At 62.7% G+C, this 14,486-nt stretch carries 13 protein-coding genes; 1 reads left to right on the plus strand and 12 read right to left on the minus strand.

Annotated features, from left to right (window positions below):
• Positions 1–132: 132 nt before the first annotated feature.
• The 11 genes from H7C19_RS29995 to H7C19_RS30050 all read right to left on the minus strand — a co-directional run bounded on the left by H7C19_RS29995 (position 133) and on the right by H7C19_RS30050 (position 11,885).
• Positions 133–1,236, minus strand: coding sequence for a Gfo/Idh/MocA family protein (locus tag H7C19_RS29995; protein WP_185672782.1), 1,104 nt, complete (start codon positions 1,234–1,236; stop codon positions 133–135).
• 27 nt (positions 1,237–1,263) lie between these two features.
• Positions 1,264–1,989, minus strand: coding sequence for a ThuA domain-containing protein (locus tag H7C19_RS30000; RefSeq protein ID WP_185672783.1), 726 nt, complete (start codon positions 1,987–1,989; stop codon positions 1,264–1,266).
• The gene (locus H7C19_RS30005; RefSeq protein WP_185672784.1) at positions 1,986–3,041 is read right to left on the minus strand and encodes a LacI family DNA-binding transcriptional regulator; all 1,056 of its coding nucleotides are present in this window, start codon (positions 3,039–3,041) and stop codon (positions 1,986–1,988) included. Before H7C19_RS30005 ends, H7C19_RS30000 begins: the two co-directional genes overlap by 4 nt.
• A gap of 236 nt (positions 3,042–3,277) precedes the next feature.
• Positions 3,278–4,585 (minus strand): DUF4179 domain-containing protein, encoded by a 1,308-nt coding sequence (locus H7C19_RS30010; RefSeq protein WP_185672785.1) that lies wholly within the window; start codon positions 4,583–4,585, stop codon positions 3,278–3,280.
• Positions 4,582–5,124 carry an RNA polymerase sigma factor gene (locus H7C19_RS30015; RefSeq protein ID WP_246470102.1) on the minus strand — a complete coding sequence of 181 codons (543 nt, stop codon included), beginning with the start codon at positions 5,122–5,124 and terminating at the stop codon, positions 4,582–4,584. Before H7C19_RS30015 ends, H7C19_RS30010 begins: the two co-directional genes overlap by 4 nt.
• A gap of 154 nt (positions 5,125–5,278) precedes the next feature.
• A complete protein-coding gene (locus H7C19_RS30020) occupies positions 5,279–5,797 on the minus strand; it encodes a ferritin-like domain-containing protein (protein ID WP_185672786.1) in 519 nt (172 codons plus the stop codon).
• Between the two features lie 82 nt (positions 5,798–5,879).
• Complete coding sequence (locus tag H7C19_RS30025; protein ID WP_185672787.1) at positions 5,880–6,896, minus strand: zinc-binding alcohol dehydrogenase family protein; 1,017 nt, start codon at positions 6,894–6,896, stop codon at positions 5,880–5,882.
• A 19-nt stretch (positions 6,897–6,915) separates the two neighbouring features.
• On the minus strand, positions 6,916–7,860 hold the full coding sequence (locus tag H7C19_RS30030) for an aldo/keto reductase (protein ID WP_185672788.1): 945 nt from the start codon (positions 7,858–7,860) through the stop codon (positions 6,916–6,918).
• 35 nt (positions 7,861–7,895) lie between these two features.
• A complete protein-coding gene (locus H7C19_RS30035) occupies positions 7,896–9,569 on the minus strand; it encodes a UxaA family hydrolase (RefSeq protein ID WP_246470103.1) in 1,674 nt (557 codons plus the stop codon).
• Positions 9,570–9,573: 4 nt separating this feature from the next.
• Positions 9,574–11,061, minus strand: a complete 1,488-nt coding sequence (locus tag H7C19_RS30045; RefSeq protein WP_185672789.1) for a tagaturonate reductase — start codon at positions 11,059–11,061, stop codon at positions 9,574–9,576.
• A complete protein-coding gene (locus H7C19_RS30050; protein WP_185672790.1) occupies positions 11,046–11,885 on the minus strand; it encodes an amidohydrolase family protein in 840 nt (279 codons plus the stop codon). Before H7C19_RS30050 ends, H7C19_RS30045 begins: the two co-directional genes overlap by 16 nt.
• A gap of 174 nt (positions 11,886–12,059) precedes the next feature.
• Here H7C19_RS30050 and H7C19_RS30055 point away from each other — a divergent pair, with 174 nt between their 5' ends.
• On the plus strand, positions 12,060–12,968 hold the full coding sequence (locus H7C19_RS30055) for a helix-turn-helix domain-containing protein (RefSeq protein WP_185672791.1): 909 nt from the start codon (positions 12,060–12,062) through the stop codon (positions 12,966–12,968).
• Positions 12,969–13,502: 534 nt separating this feature from the next.
• Here H7C19_RS30055 and nrdF read toward each other — a convergent pair.
• Complete coding sequence (gene nrdF, locus H7C19_RS30060) at positions 13,503–14,462, minus strand: class 1b ribonucleoside-diphosphate reductase subunit beta (RefSeq protein WP_185672792.1); 960 nt, start codon at positions 14,460–14,462, stop codon at positions 13,503–13,505.
• Positions 14,463–14,486: the final 24 nt, after the last annotated feature.

Raw genomic sequence — 14,486 nt, forward strand, 5'->3', positions numbered from 1 at the left:
GTTAGTTATTCAGTGGCCTCCCTCCGAGCGGGCCCTTTTTTTGGGTCTAGACGAAGGCGTTCCTCGCAAAAAGACGCGCGAACCGCAGAAAGATCTGCGATTCGCGCGTCCGGATCGGTTCTCGTTCGCCGCTTAAGCGTCGAGCTCAAAGTCGCGCAGGCCCAGCGGCAGCGGGGCCGGCCGATCGCACGTGCTCTCCATGACGTAGTGCTTGCCCTGCTCGGAGGCGTCGTGGAGCCCGTGCATCGCTTCCAGCACATGATACGCCAGCTCGCCGTTGGCGCGATGCTTGCGCCCGGTCTGGATCGCCTTCGCCATATCGGCCGCGCCGACGCCGCGGGCGTTCTCCGCGTAGCCGTGCGTCAGCGGGATCTCGGACCATTCCTTCGCGCCGTGGCGCCAGATGCCGATCGGGCCGCCGAAGCCGTTCGGGTCCGGCACCTGCAGCGTGCCGAGACTGCCGTACACCTCGATGCGGGGCAAGACCGAGCCGCCCTTCACGTCGAAGCTGGTCAGGATCGTCCCGACCGGCCCGGACGCGAAGTCGAGAATGCCCGCGACGTGCGTCGGCACCTCCACCTGTACCTTCTGGCCGTACTTCGGCTGGCTCGTAATCGTGCGCTCCGGATAGGAGATGCGCGCAGATCCGGTCACGCGGGAGATCGGCCCCAGCATGGCGACCAGCGCGGTCAAGTAGTACGGCCCCATGTCGAACATCGGGCAGCCGCCCTTCTGATAGTAGAATTCCGGCGCCGGATGCCAGCTCTCGTGGCCGCCGCCGACCATGAAGGCGGTTGCGCCGATCGGCGTGCCGATCCAGCCGTCTTCGATCAGCTTTACGCACGTCTGAATGCCGCCGCCGAGGAACGTATCGGGGGCGCTGCCGACGAGCAGCCCTTTCTGCTCGGCCAGCCGCAGGACGCGTTTGGCGTCCTCGCGCGTCACCGCGAACGGTTTTTCCACGTAGACGTGCTTGCCCGCTTCCAGCGCTTGCAGACAGACCGAAGCGTGCGCCTGCGGGATGGTCAGGTTGATGATGAGCCGAATGTCGGGGTCCGCGAGCAGCTCCTCGACGGAGCAGCCCCGCACGCCATGCTCGGCGCCCTTCGCTTTGGCCCGCTCGACGTCCAAGTCCGCGCAGGCGACGACCTCCATCGAATCGAACCGGCTGCCGTTCTGGAAGTAGATGCCGCTGATATTCCCCGTACCGATAATGCCGACTTTGATCTTGTCCATGGATTCCCGTTCCTCTCTCCGGTTAAGTTACAGCTGATTGTCTTGCATGCCCGTGTATGCCGAGCCTTGCGCGTAACCCGTCTTGGCCGCCTCCGCTTTGCCCTCGGCGCACCACAGGAAGCCGCGGCGCATCATCTCCGTCACTTCGGGCAGCGCGATGATATTCGCTTGATGGCCGAGCGCGTTGTAGTAGACCCGGCCGACGCCCCAACGCTTCGTCCAGATAACCGGCATGTCGACCGCTTTGTTCAGCGAATGCGGACCCGGCGCGACCGGGAACCGCGTCGTGGCCAGCACTTCGACGGCGGGATCGACGTGCAGGTAATATTGCTCCGTGGACACCGTGAGATCTTCGAGCCCGGCGACGAGCGGGCTGGAGCTGTGCTTGATGTTGACGACGTATTCGGTCCCGTCGTTGCCGGGATGCGCCACCCACTGGCCGCCGGTCATGAACTGCCAGTCGGTGTTCTCGCGGAAGGCGTCGCACATGCCGCCGTGAACGCCCGCGAGGCCTACGCCCGATTGGACCGCTTCGGATACGTTGTTCACCCACTGCTGCTCGATCCGCCCCATCGTCCAGCAGGGCACGATGAGATCGAGCGACTTCAGCCTATCCGCATCCGCGAACGCTTCCAGCGTGTCGGACACTTCGACCTCGAAGCTTTCTTTCTCCAAAATGTCTTTGAACAGTCCGGCGACTTCCTTCGGTTGATGGCCGTCCCAGCCGCCCCATACGATCAGCGCTTTTTTCATTCGTTCTCGCTCTCCTTCGCCTCAGGCGTCGATGTCTTGCAGGACTTGCGCACGACGAGCCGGGTCGGCAGCACCTCCAGGCCGGCGGAAGCGTCTTCCGCTCCGCCCCCCAGCCGGCTCAGCAGGCGGCTCGCGGCCCGCAAGCCCATCTCGTAGAACGGCACCTCGACGGTCGTCAGCGGCGGATCGATCAGACTCGACGCGTCCGCGTTGTCGTAGCCGACGATCGGCAAGTCGTACGGCAGGCGGAATCCCCGCTCCTTCAGCCCTTGCACGAGTCCGATCGCCATCCGGTCGTTGCCGCACAGCACCGCGTCCAGCCGATCGAAGTCGGCCGCCACGCGCGCCGCCGCCTCGTACCCGCTCTTCCGGCTGTAGTTGCCCTCGTAGACGATGTCCTCGTTCCAGGCGATGCCCTCTTCCGTCAAAGCCATCCGATAGCCCTGGCTTCGGTCCGCGCTGTTGGAATACTGCGGCGAGCCGTTCAAGAAGCCGATGCGGGCGTGCCCCGACGCGAGGAGATGCCGGGTTGCGACGTAGCTCCCGCTGACGTGATCGGCGATGACGGCCGGCACGGGCAGCCCGCCGAACCGCTGATCGACGACGCAGAAGGGAACGTCCTCCTCCGCCAGCGCGCGGATCCCCGCTTCTTCATCCGGCAGCGAGCTAGCCCCAAGCACCAGACAGGCGTCGACCCGCCGCGTCCGAAACAGCGAGACGTAGTCGAACGGCTGCCCCGGATCGCGGTAGAGCAGCAGCAGCCCGTGTCCGCCGGTTCGCACCGCTTCGCCGATCCCGCTCAGGATCTCGGAGAAATAGTACGTGGAGAACAGGTGAACCTTCGGCACGTGCGGCAGCACGACGCCGATATTGCCGCTGAGCCCCCGGGCGAAGCTGGACGCCACGGCGTTTAGCTGGTAGCCGAGCCGAGCCGCGGCTTCCATCACGCGTTCGCGCGTCGCGTCCTTGATCGGGCCGACGCCGTTCAGCACGCGCGAGACGGTGGCCTCCGATACGCCCGCGAGTTCGGCCACTTCCTTGCGCGTTGCCATGCTCGCTTCTATCCTTTCGGTTGAGGCTTGATTCATAAATGTACGCGCGTACATTATCTCACCGTCTCCTCCCTGTCGTCAATCCGAATTGGCGACATCGGACAGAAAAAAATCCGCGAGCGCCTGCTCGCGGAGGATGGAATTGGTGTTTCAGACGGGAACGTGCAGTCATCCCGAAGGAAGTCGCAAGCGCATGGCGCGCCTGAACGCTCTGACGGTGCCGCCCGGAACGGCACTCACCACGACAGCGGAATTTTCACCCGTTTCGGCTCAAGCGGGGCTTCGTCAGGTACGTCCAGCGTCATCGTGAACTGCAACCCCTCGGATTCTACTTTGGGATAGGTGAGGCGGAAGGAAAAACGGTCCGTCGCCGTTCGAACCGGATTGCCGATTGGCGAATAGGTTTTTCCTGTTGCATCTACGAGATAGAGCATCGGACGCTGATTCGCGGCATCGCTGGCATCGTATTCGACCTCGGTGCGATCTGCTAGAAATGCAACATCACGAATGACAACCGATCCGCCGCCGTTGCCTGCAAGCTCAAGCGGGATCTGCCCGTTATAGGCGGCAGTACGATTCTCCGTATGATTTTCTCCGCCTCCACTCCGATTTCCCGTAACGAGCAGTGTCAGATACCGCGGCCTGGCGTTGATCTCCGCAGGAGGATCGAAGTGCAATTCTTTCTCGCCGCTGATCGCGCCGCCGCCTCCTGCATCATATAATCTTGTCTCCAAGTCGTCTTCCAATCGATAGGCTAGTTCATTGTCGTCCGAACGGACGACGACCAGCGTTGTCACCGGCGTGATCGTTACCTTTTCGACACGGAACCGATGATCGCCTACGGAAGCTTCGATCCCGGGATGGAACGTCTTGGTGTTCGGCGCCGACCTTTTAGCGGACAACGGCACCGCTACATTCCAATTTCCGCTCGTCTTTCCAATACGATTTATATCTAATTGCAGTACCGGACGATCGGGCATCTCGGCACCCGTGAGACTGATGAGGATCGTCCCTACGAAAGTGCGGTCGCCCGTGATCGTATTTTCGTGCGTGGCCATCATCGTCGGCTCTGCCCCTTGAATGCCCATATGATAATAGACCCCGACATCCTGCTCCGTGATGGCATCCTCCTTCAGATAATCGACCCGATAGCTCACTGCGATTTGCACTCCGTCATAGAATGCCTCGACCACGGTCAGCTGGATATTCCGATCCGTCACGACCTTCTCCACAGGCTCGCTCAAGTGCAATCGCTCGATCTCGCCAAGTCCGTTGTTGTAGCCGCCCTTCTTTATGAGCATCTCGATGAAAGGAATGCGGTTGAAGGCTGCGCCAACCGCCGGAGAGAGCGAGCCCCAGGCCAGCAAAACGACAACGAGACTCAAAGCCAGCGCGGGGACGGCGAATCGTATCGCGGTTCGCGATCTTCTTGGGCGCTTCGCCTGCCGATGCCGGTCCCAGATCTGCTCGAACGGGACCGAAGGAGACAGCTTCGACAGACGTTCTTGCACGGCTTGGTACGCCTCGTTCGGGAGCGGATTCATGCGCGGTCCTCCTTCGCCTGGCGGAGCGGACCCAGATCCGCCTCGTCCATTCGCAATTGCTTTAGCGCGGCATGCAGCCGGGATTTGCAAGTGCCTAGCGGAATATCGAGGATGTAAGCCGCTTCCTGCAGCGGCAAGCCGACGTAATAGTGCAAGGCGACGACCTCCCGTCTTCGTTTGGACAGCCGGTTGACGGCCTGCCACAGCTCTTGCTCCCGCTCGGTCCGGAGCAGCAGCTCGTCCAGCGAGGCATAGTCCGTCCTCGCCTCCTCCGGCATTTGCCCGAAGAAGGTGAGCCACCTCTGCTTGCGCAGCAGATTTCTCGTCAAATTCACGGTGATCCGGTACAGCCACGGCCGGATCGGCTTGGCCGCATCGAATAGATGGTATTTTTGAAACGCCCGCAGGAACGTCTCTTGGGTGACGTCATCCGCCAGCGTCTTCGAGCGGGTCAGCATAAGCGCGATTCCGTACACGTAAGGCGAGTGGGCGATGAACATCTCTCTCGCTTGCTCTTCCGACAGGGGGGACTCCGTCAAGGAACGATTCTCCTTTCTTGGCAGTTGCTATAGTAGATACACCTTCAGCGGAGAAAAGGTTCGATTCGGTCGTTCTGTTTATCCGTTCCGGATGTCTCTGCAAGCTCGTACGACGGCAGAAAACAAAAAAACCGCAAATCGCTTTGCGGTTAAGCTAGGTTCTGTTCTTGCCCAGCAGGTAGTTGTATTTGTCGGCATGCTTCTGCTCGTCGAGGATAATGCCGTACGCCGTGTCCCGGTAAATGCCGGGAGGCAGCCCGAACCAGATGCGCCGATAGTTCTCGACTGCCGCCAGTTCGCCCATGAGCGCTTTTTCCAAGCCTTCGGCATAAGTCCCGAAGCGCTCCGGCGGCTCGTTGGCGGCGGGAGGCACCTGTCGGCCCGTCAGGATCGCGTACATCTCCCTGAACATTCGGTTGTGCTGACGCTCGTCGTCTCGGATCGACGCGATCAGATCGGCTTGCGCCCGATCGGGGGCCATTCGGATGAGCTGGTCGTAGAACAGCTCGTCGTTGCGCTCTCCTTGGACGGCTTCCTTGATCATCTCGGTCGCTTCGGCGAAGCTGGTCGCCCAGACGGGTGTAAAGGTCGCCCGGTATCCGTAATCGCCGGCAGGCGGAAAGTAGGCGCCTTGAGGAAAATAGACAGCCTGAGGGTAGTAGGCGGTAAACATGCAAGGGGACCCTCCTTCAACGTTCTCCCCGCATCCTATGCGCTTCCGCCTACCGTTGTGCGACCATGCGAATGTTCTCTCCCTACAGCTCGACCATCGCCTTGATGACGTTCGACTCCGGCCTCAGCCACCCTTCGAACGATTCGATCGTCTGATCGAGCGCAGCCCGATGGGTGATATAGCCCCCGACGTCGACGCTCCCGCCTCGGACGGTGCGCAGCACGCGGTCGAAGTCTTCGCGCGTCGCGTTGCGGCTGCCTATCAGCGTCAGCTCGCGCCGGTGGAACTCGGGGTCGTGGAAAGCGATATCCGCCTTCACGAGTCCGACGTAGACGAGCCTTCCGCCATGCGCGACGAACGAGAACGCCTCCGTCATCGACCGGGCGCTGCCCGTCGCGTCGAACACGGCCGTCGGCAGGTCTCCGTCCGTCAGCTCCGCGATCCGCGCCTGCGGCTGCCGCAGCGCGCTGACCGTCGCGTCGGCGCCTGCCCAGCGCTCGCAGAAAGCGAGCCGCTCCTCGTTCAGATCCATGGCGATGCAGCGCGCCCCGGCCGCCTTGACGAAGGCCATGACGGCAAGCCCGATCGGTCCCGCGCCGACGACGAGCGCGGTCTCTCCGGCTTGCAGGCCGGAGCGGCGTACCGCGTGCGCTCCGATCGCGAGCGGTTCGAGCACGGCCGTCTCGTCGAGCGTGAGCCCTTCCGTCCGGATCAGATGAGACGCCGGCACGGCGATTCGCTCCCGCATGCCGCCGTCGAGATGGACGCCAAGCACCTTCATCTCCACGCAGCAATTGGCCTTGCCGCTGCGGCAGGCGATACACGCCCCGCAGTGCAAGTAAGGAATGACGCTGACCTGGTCCCCCTCGCGCAATCCCGCCTCGTTGTCTCCGATCCTCTCCACGACGGCGGCCAATTCATGGCCGAGAATCCGCGGATAGCTGAAGAAGGGCTGGTTCCCCTTGAACGCGTGCAGATCCGTCCCGCAGATGCCGACCCGCCGAATGCGAATGATCGCTTCGCCCTCTGCCGGTACGGGCTCGGGCAGGTCGTCGACCATCTTGAAGCGTCCGATCCGTTCGCAGATGATGCCTCTCATCCCTGTCCCCCACCTTCCGCTACGTGCGCAGATTATCGTTATAGATCGACTCGCCGCTCGCCCAAGTCGCGTTATGCACCGGCGCCAGCAGATCCAGCACCTCGCGCAGCAGCGCTTCGTCGATCGGCTCGTCCGTCCAGGCGGCGTTGCGCCGGATGTTGTCCGGATTCGCGGTGCTGACGAGCGTCGTCGGGATCCGGTCGTTCGACGTCGAGAACTGGACCGCCAGCTTCGCGATATCCTCCCCTTGCGCCGCGCAGAATTCGGCAGCCAGTCGGCATCTCGCTTTCACTTCCTCGCTCGCGGGATGCCACGCCGGCGTACCGCGCAGGCTGAGCAGTCCCATGGAGAGCGGCGACGCGTTCACGAGCCCGACCTGCCGTTCCTCGAGCAAAGGCAGCAGCCCGAGCAAGGAGGAATCGTTCAAGGCGAAGTGGCAGTACGAGATGATCGCGTCGACTTCGACTTGCGGCAGCAGTTGCTCGAACAGCGCGAGCGGCAGTCCGCAGATGCCGGAATGGCGGATCTTGCCTTCCGCCTTCAGCCGGTTCAGCATCGGGATGGCTTCCTCCAGAATGACGTCCGGCTTCGCGAATTCAATGTCATGCAGGAACAGGATGTCGACGTAGTCGGTATGCAGTCTGACGAGGCTCTCTTCCAAGCTGTCTACGATCCGCTGCGCCGAAAAGTCGAATTCGTCCGCGCCATAGCGCCCCGCCTTCGTGGACAGCAGGAAGCGGTCGCGGGGAACGTCCCGGATCGCCTTGCCCAGCACCGTTTCCGCCAGCGTCATGCCATAGTAGGGTGATACGTCGATGTAGTTGATGCCGGCTTCGAGAGCCGCATGGACGGCGCGGATTCCTTCCGGCTCGTTCGCCTCCCGGAACACCGAGCCCAACGACGAAGCGCCGAAGCTAAGCGCGGATACTTCCATTCCGGTCTGGCCGAGCTTGCGGTATCTCATTAGCGTTCATTCCCTTCTCCCCCTGCGCGATTCTCTTAGAGAATGACGCCGTCTTTGAATATCGCGATCTCGCGGAAGCCGTTCCGCTCGCTTAACGTCTGCCGCTCGCCGGATGCCAGCTGCATGATCTGCGTCCACAGCTCGTCGGTCAACGCGGTCATACTCCGGTCCGCGAGCAGCCGGCCCGCGTCGAAGTCGATCCAGTTCTTCTTCCGCGACGCGAGCTCGCTGTTCGTCGAGATCTTCACCGTCGGCACGGGCCCGCCGAACGGCGTCCCCCGTCCGGTCGTGAACAGCACGAGATGCGCGCCGGCGGCCGACAGCGCCGTGACGGAGACGAGGTCGTTGCCGGGGGCTTCGAGCAGCGTGAGGCCCGCCTTGCGAATCCGTTCGCCGTACGGCACGACGTCCCGGACGGTCGCGCGCCCGCCTTTCTGCGTGCAGCCGAGCGACTTCTCCTCCAGCGTCGAGATGCCGCCGGCTTTGTTGCCGGGGGAAGGGTTCTCGTAGATCTCCTGGTCGTGTCGGACGAAATAGGCCTTAAAGTCGTTGATCAGCGAGACGATCCGCCCGAACACCTCCGCGTCTTCGGCGCGGTTCATGAGGATCGTCTCCGCGCCGAACATCTCGGGCACCTCGGTGAGGATCGCCGAGCCGCCGGAAGCGATCAGCCGATCCGACACCGCGCCGACGAGCGGATTCGCGGTGATGCCGGACAGGCCGTCCGAGCCGCCGCACTTCAGTCCCAGCTTCAGCTTCGACACCGGCACGGGCTCGCGGCGATCCTGTTCGGCATGCGCCGCCAGCTCCTCCAGCAGCGCGGCGCCCGTCTCCAGCTCGTCCGCCTCCTCCTGCGCGGCCATGAACTTCACCCGGGTCGGGTCGTAGTCGCCGATCGCCAGCTTGAACGACGCGATCTGATTGTTCTCGCAGCCGAGCCCGACGACAAGCACGCCGCCGGCGTTCGGGTGATTCACGAGCGAAGCCAGCAACTTCTGCGTATGCTTCAAGTCGTCGCCCAGCTGCGAGCAGCCGAAGGGATGGGCAAAGTGGTAGACGCCGTCCACGCGTCCCGCCAATTCGGCCTCTCCCCGCTTCGCGAGAATCTCGCATGTCTTGTTGATGCAGCCGACGGTATTGATGATCCACAGCTCGTTGCGGATCCCGACCTCGCCGTTCGGACGGACGTACCCCTGGAACGTCTCCGGCTGCGAACGGCCTGCATCTGCCGCGGGAGCTGTCGACGCCATCTCCGGCTGTGAATGCGAATGGCTCGCGGCAACCGCAGAAGAAGACGCACCGCTCTCTCGATGCGAGTCGTTTGAACCTGCTGCAGATGCAGAAGGAACTGTCTCCGACTGCAGGCTGCCCGCATTCGCCGCCGAAGCAGCGGTACCGCTCGCCGCTGCTGCCTCGGATGGCGGTTCGTACACATAATCCAGAATCCCTTTGAGCCCCGTCTCCAGGTTGTGCGTATGCACCCAAACGCCAGGCGCCAGGTCCGATTTGGCCTTGCCGATCGAGTAGCCGAACTTCAGCACGTCCTGTCCTTGGCCGACCTGGCGGGTCAATATTTTATGCCCTTGCGGCACGTCCTCCGCCACCGCGAGCGCGGCGCCGTCCTCCAGCGTCAGCACCTCGCCTGCCGCGAACGGCCGCAGCGCGATCGCGACGTGATCGCTCGGGGTGAGCCGAATCCAATCGTTCATCCGTTTACGCCTCCTCCCATTCCGCCAAATGCTCCGCGATGCGATCGGCCAGCGCCGGCCATGCGGACAGATCTTCGCCCCACAACGCTTCGTCCGCGAGCAAGCGCCGGACCGTCGCGTGCAGCGGCTCTCCCGTATCGCCGGCCGCCTGCCAACGGTCCGCGATGCGTCCGAGCAGCCTTTCGTCGTCGCGGATCGCATAACGCGTGCCAGTCAAACTCGTGCCGATGAAGGCGTCACCGTCACGCTCGACCCGGTACAGGCGCAGCAGCGCCGCGAAGCCCCGGACGAGCCGATCCGGCAGCGCCGCGCCCGATGACGCGTAATGGGCGAGCGTCGGCAGCAGCCGGGTCTTGAATTTGCTCAGGCTGTTCATGGCGATGTCCGCGAGCCGATGCCGGATATACGGGTTCGCGAACCGTTCGAAGACGGACGCCGCATAGGCGTTCATCTCGTCCGCCGCATAAGGGAGCGCCGGCACGATCTCCTCCCGCACCGCGTCCCGGACGAACGGTCCCAGCTCGGGATGCGCGATCAGCTCCCCTACGTGCGCGATGTCGTAGAGCAGGCCGAGCGGCGTCATGAGCGTGTGCGCACCGTTCAGAATCCGCACCTTCCGCTGCTGGAACGGCGTCAGGTCGTCCACCCAATGCACGTTCAAGCCGGCTTGGACGAACGGCAGCTCCCGGTCCATCTCCGGCTCCGCCTCGATCGCCCACAGATGATAGGGCTCCGCCGTATCCACCAGGCCATCCGCGTATCCCCATTCGTCGGACCAAGCCTCCGCCTGCGCCTCTCCCGGATGTCCCGTCACGATGCGGTCGACCAGCGAATTCAGGAAGCGATTGTGGCGTAGAACCCATGTGCGGAAGCCGTCGTCCAGTCCCCAATCCGCCGCGTGGCGGAGCACCGCGTCGCGCAGCGCGTCGCCGTTGCGCTCCAGGAGCTCGCACGGCAGCAGCACGATACCTTTGTCCGCCGCGCCCCCGAAGGCGCGATAGCGGAGATGGAGCAAGTACGCGATTTTGCCCGGAAAGGAAGGGATCGGCCCGCCGGACGGCACAGGCTCTTCCCGATAAGCGAGACCCGCCTCGGTCGTGTTGGAGAGGACGAAACGCAGCGAAGGGCTCGCAGCAAGCGTCTCGAATGCGGCCCAGTCCGCATACGGATCGAATGCCTGGGCGAACACGCCGACGATCTCGGCCCGCTCCGTCGCGACGCCCTCAACGAGCCCGCGCGTCACAAGCGTATACAGGCCGTCCTGCGCCGCCAGCGCCTCGATCTTCGGCCGGCCCGAGAGGCGCGGTTGCGTCACCGCGACGCTGCCCGCGAACAGCCCCTGCTTGCGGCACTCGTGAATCATCCAATCCGCAAAGCCGCGCAGAAAGTTGCCTTCCCCGATCTGCAGCACGGTGACGGGATCGCGCTTTGCGGCTTCCCAGCGCTCCCGATCCGCTTGATCCAGCAATTCGACATTTAACGTTGGCCGCATTTGTAGAACTCCTTCGCGTTTAATCCGTACAGCTTCGCGCGTTCGGCATCTCCCCACGCCTCCGGGAGCGCCTGCTCCAGCGCGCTGACCGTCTCGTCGTAGTTCGCGGCGAGCAAGCACACCGGCCAGTCGCTCCCGAACAAGACGCGATCTGGCCCGAACAGCTCCGCGACCGCGCGCACGTAGGGCGTCAGCTGCTCCGGGCGCCAGTTCCCGTGTTCGGCTTCGGTCACCATGCCTGACAGCTTGCAGCTGATGTTGGGATGCCCGGCGATCCTCCGCATGTAGCCCAGCCAAGGCTCCATCTCGCCCGCGGCGATCCGGGGCTTCGCCAGATGGTCGATGACGCCCCGGAGGCCCGGCACGAGATCGAGGAGTTCCGCCACGGACGCCAGCTGGTCCGACTTCAGGAGCAGATCGACGGGGACATCCAGCGCCGCATAGTGGCGCAGCGCGTCCACGAAGGCCGGATCGAGCACGCCGAGGGCGTCCGGCATCTCCTGGATCATGACCCGGAAGCCGACATATTTGGGATGCTTCCGGAATCGTTCGAAGTGCGCGAGGTGCGCCGGATCATCGAGATCGAGCCAGCCGACCACGCCGAGGATCGACGCCTCCCGCTCCGCGAGGGAGAGCAGATACGACGTCTCCGCGAGCGTCGGCGCGGCCTGCACGGCGATGCTGCCGTCCAGGCTGTGGCTGGCCAGATGCGGCGCGAGGTGCGAGGGAAGGAAGTCCCGGTGCAGGACGGGGAGTTCCGGCGTGATCCAGCCGTAATCGCCCCGGGCGATCGACCAGTAGTGCTGATGAGCGTCTATGCGCATGGACAATACCTCCGATCTAGCGATGAACTACGGGAATAAGCGCTTTTACGTTCATTTTAACAGCCGAAATGGAGATGAAAATAATCATATCTTGCGAATAAGTACTCTTTTTTGATATGTTGGGGAAACAAGGAAGCAAGGGTGCCTTCACGCGGCGAAAGGAAGTTGATCCCCATGAATCCGATGCCCAAGCGGCGCTTCTCCGACGATCCGCTCTTCCCGTTCGATATCGTCCACCGGGACACGAAAAGTCCCGAGACCGAGCTGCCCGACCATCTGCACGACCGGTATGAGATCGTCTATATCCATCAAGGCAAAGGCACCTTCTTCATCGATCAATCGTTTTTCGAGATGCGGCCGGGCGACCTGTTCGTCATTCCCGGCAATACGATTCACCGCGCCTTTCCGGACGGCGTGGACCGCATCACCTCGACCGCCGTCTTCTTCGCGCCGCCGCTCCTGCGGCAGCCGGCGCTGGGGGACGGCTATGCGTGCATGCGGATCTTCGAGCAGGCCCGCCGCGAACACCGTTACAGGCTGCCGGGCACGCCGAGCGCGGAGATAGAGCGTTTGCTGGACGCGATCCAGAAGGAGCTGCGCGATCAGGCGTCCGGCTACCGGCAGGCGGTCCTGCTGGAGCTGCATCGCCTGCTGCTCGCGTTGAATCGGATGACGGGGCCAGCGGCGAGGAGAGACGCGGAGGAGGAAGTGAAGCGCGTGGGGCCGCACTGGATGCAGGAGATGCTGCGCCATATCGACCGGCACCCGGGCGGCGAGCTGTCGCTCTCGTCGCTGTCCGAGCGCGCCGCCGTCACGCCCGCCCATTTCTCGCGCGTGTTCAAGCAGCTGACCGGTATGAACGTGACGGCCTATGTGAACGCGAAGCGGATCGCCTATGCCAAGGAACAGCTGGTCGCCTCCGACGACAGCGTCGACGTCATCGCCACGCGCAGCGGCTACGAGAGTCTGCCCCACTTTCACCGCATGTTCAAGCAGCTGTCCGGCCAGACGCCCGCCGCCTTCAAGCGCAGCCGCACGATGCGGGCCGATCAGGCGCGGGCGGATCGAATACAGATAGATTAGTCGACGCTGCCAGGACGGTCTGGTGGCGAGCACCAACAGTGGCGGATGTCGTGGCGCTCGCTCCTCTCAAAAGGCGACGGCCTCCACATTCACGAAAGAGTTGTAAACGTACAACTTTTTTAACGGAGAAACCGCCAAAATAGATAATTAGATGTAAACGTACAACTTATTCGATCCGTTTTTTCCTTTTTGGCGCTTTTCATCCAAATAAGTTGTACGTTTGCAAGTAATCGCTATTTTTCACCCGATATGGGTCCGATAAGTTGTACGTTTGCAAGTTTTTGCCTTTCGTCCGCACTCCAGCAGTTTGGCACCCAATCTAACCCGAGATTTCGCTTGACTATAGGCTCCGGGACCCTCATCCGGTTCGGAAACCTCGATCGACCTCGTTTGCGGGCGTCCCGGGTTCGCGCGAGTACGGATGCCGGAGCCTCCCCGCATCGGTTCCTGCGCCGCAGCATGTCCGTCTACAACAAAATAAGGCTGCCCCCAAAGCAATTCGCTCTGGAAACAGCCTTCGCTGCAAATCCTCGCTTAGAAAATAAAGTCCTCGTCGCGCAGCGGCTCGACGTTCGTCGTGCGGACGTAGCCGTTGCCCTTCTTCGAGAAGAAGTCGTGCTGCTTGGTGCGGGTGCTGATGCCGTTCTGGACGATCGGGTTGATGTCCTCGTCCGGGAACAACGGATCGAGCCCGAGGTTCATCATCGCTTTGTTCGCGTTGTAGCGCAGGAAAGCCTTCACTTCTTCGGTCAAGCCGATCTCCGTATACAGCTGTTCCGTGTAGCGTTCCTCGTTCTCGTGCAGGAACCGCAGCAGCCCTTGCAGCGTCTCGTAGGCGGCTTGCTGCTCGTCTTCGTCGAGCTCCGCATACACTTCCTGGGCGAGCACGCCGACGTACAAGCCGTGGATGCTCTCGTCGCGCAGGATCAGGTCGATGATCTCGCCGCTGCTCGTCATCTTGCCTTGGCCGGCCAGGTACAGCGGATAGAAGAATCCGCTATAGAACAAGTAGCTCTCCAGCAGCACCGACGCGCCCATCGCCAGATACAGGTCTTTGCGCGTGCGGATATTGTTGTAGTATTGCGAGATCGTCTCCGCCTTCGTCTGCAGATACGGATTCTCCTCGACCCACTTGAAGATGCGGTCGATCTCCTCGGTCGTCGCGAGCGTCGTGAAGATGCTCGAATACGACTTGGCGTGAATCTGCTCCATCATCGCCATGAAGCCGAGGACGGCTTTGCGCTGCAGCCCTTCGACATGCTCCAGCACTTTCGGCATGCCGACGCCGCCTTGCACGGTGTCGAGCAGCGTCAAGCCGCCGAGCACTTTCATATAGAGAGATCTCTCTTCATCCGACAAGGTCATCCAGGACATCTTGTCGTCGGACAGCGGAATCTCTTCATCGGTCCAGAATTGCATGATGTTCTGGCTCCAGAACGTCGCCGTGAAGTCGTCGTCCGGCCGGTTCCAGTTAACGGCTCTGATCGCGCCCATGTCCTAATCTCCTTCGGTGGCCGC

It is taken from the genome of Cohnella nanjingensis (assembly GCF_014212125.1).
Lineage (GTDB): Bacteria > Bacillota > Bacilli > Paenibacillales > Paenibacillaceae > Cohnella > Cohnella nanjingensis.

Bases quoted from the DNA above. Each gene is read 5' to 3' on its own strand.
- H7C19_RS29995 (WP_185672782.1), bottom strand. From the start codon at position 1,236: ATGGACAAGATCAAAGTCGGCATTATCGGTACGGGGAATATCAGCGGC.
- H7C19_RS30000 (WP_185672783.1), bottom strand. From the start codon at position 1,989: ATGAAAAAAGCGCTGATCGTATGGGGCGGCTGGGACGGCCATCAACCG.
- H7C19_RS30005 (WP_185672784.1), bottom strand. From the start codon at position 3,041: ATGGCAACGCGCAAGGAAGTGGCCGAACTCGCGGGCGTATCGGAGGCC.
- H7C19_RS30010 (WP_185672785.1), bottom strand. From the start codon at position 4,585: ATGAATCCGCTCCCGAACGAGGCGTACCAAGCCGTGCAAGAACGTCTG.
- H7C19_RS30020 (WP_185672786.1), bottom strand. From the start codon at position 5,797: ATGTTTACCGCCTACTACCCTCAGGCTGTCTATTTTCCTCAAGGCGCC.
- H7C19_RS30025 (WP_185672787.1), bottom strand. From the start codon at position 6,896: ATGAGAGGCATCATCTGCGAACGGATCGGACGCTTCAAGATGGTCGAC.
- H7C19_RS30030 (WP_185672788.1), bottom strand. From the start codon at position 7,860: ATGAGATACCGCAAGCTCGGCCAGACCGGAATGGAAGTATCCGCGCTT.
- H7C19_RS30035 (WP_246470103.1), bottom strand. From the start codon at position 9,569: ATGAACGATTGGATTCGGCTCACCCCGAGCGATCACGTCGCGATCGCG.
- H7C19_RS30045 (WP_185672789.1), bottom strand. From the start codon at position 11,061: ATGCGGCCAACGTTAAATGTCGAATTGCTGGATCAAGCGGATCGGGAG.
- H7C19_RS30050 (WP_185672790.1), bottom strand. From the start codon at position 11,885: ATGCGCATAGACGCTCATCAGCACTACTGGTCGATCGCCCGGGGCGAT.
- H7C19_RS30055 (WP_185672791.1), top strand. From the start codon at position 12,060: ATGAATCCGATGCCCAAGCGGCGCTTCTCCGACGATCCGCTCTTCCCG.
- nrdF (WP_185672792.1), bottom strand. From the start codon at position 14,462: ATGGGCGCGATCAGAGCCGTTAACTGGAACCGGCCGGACGACGACTTC.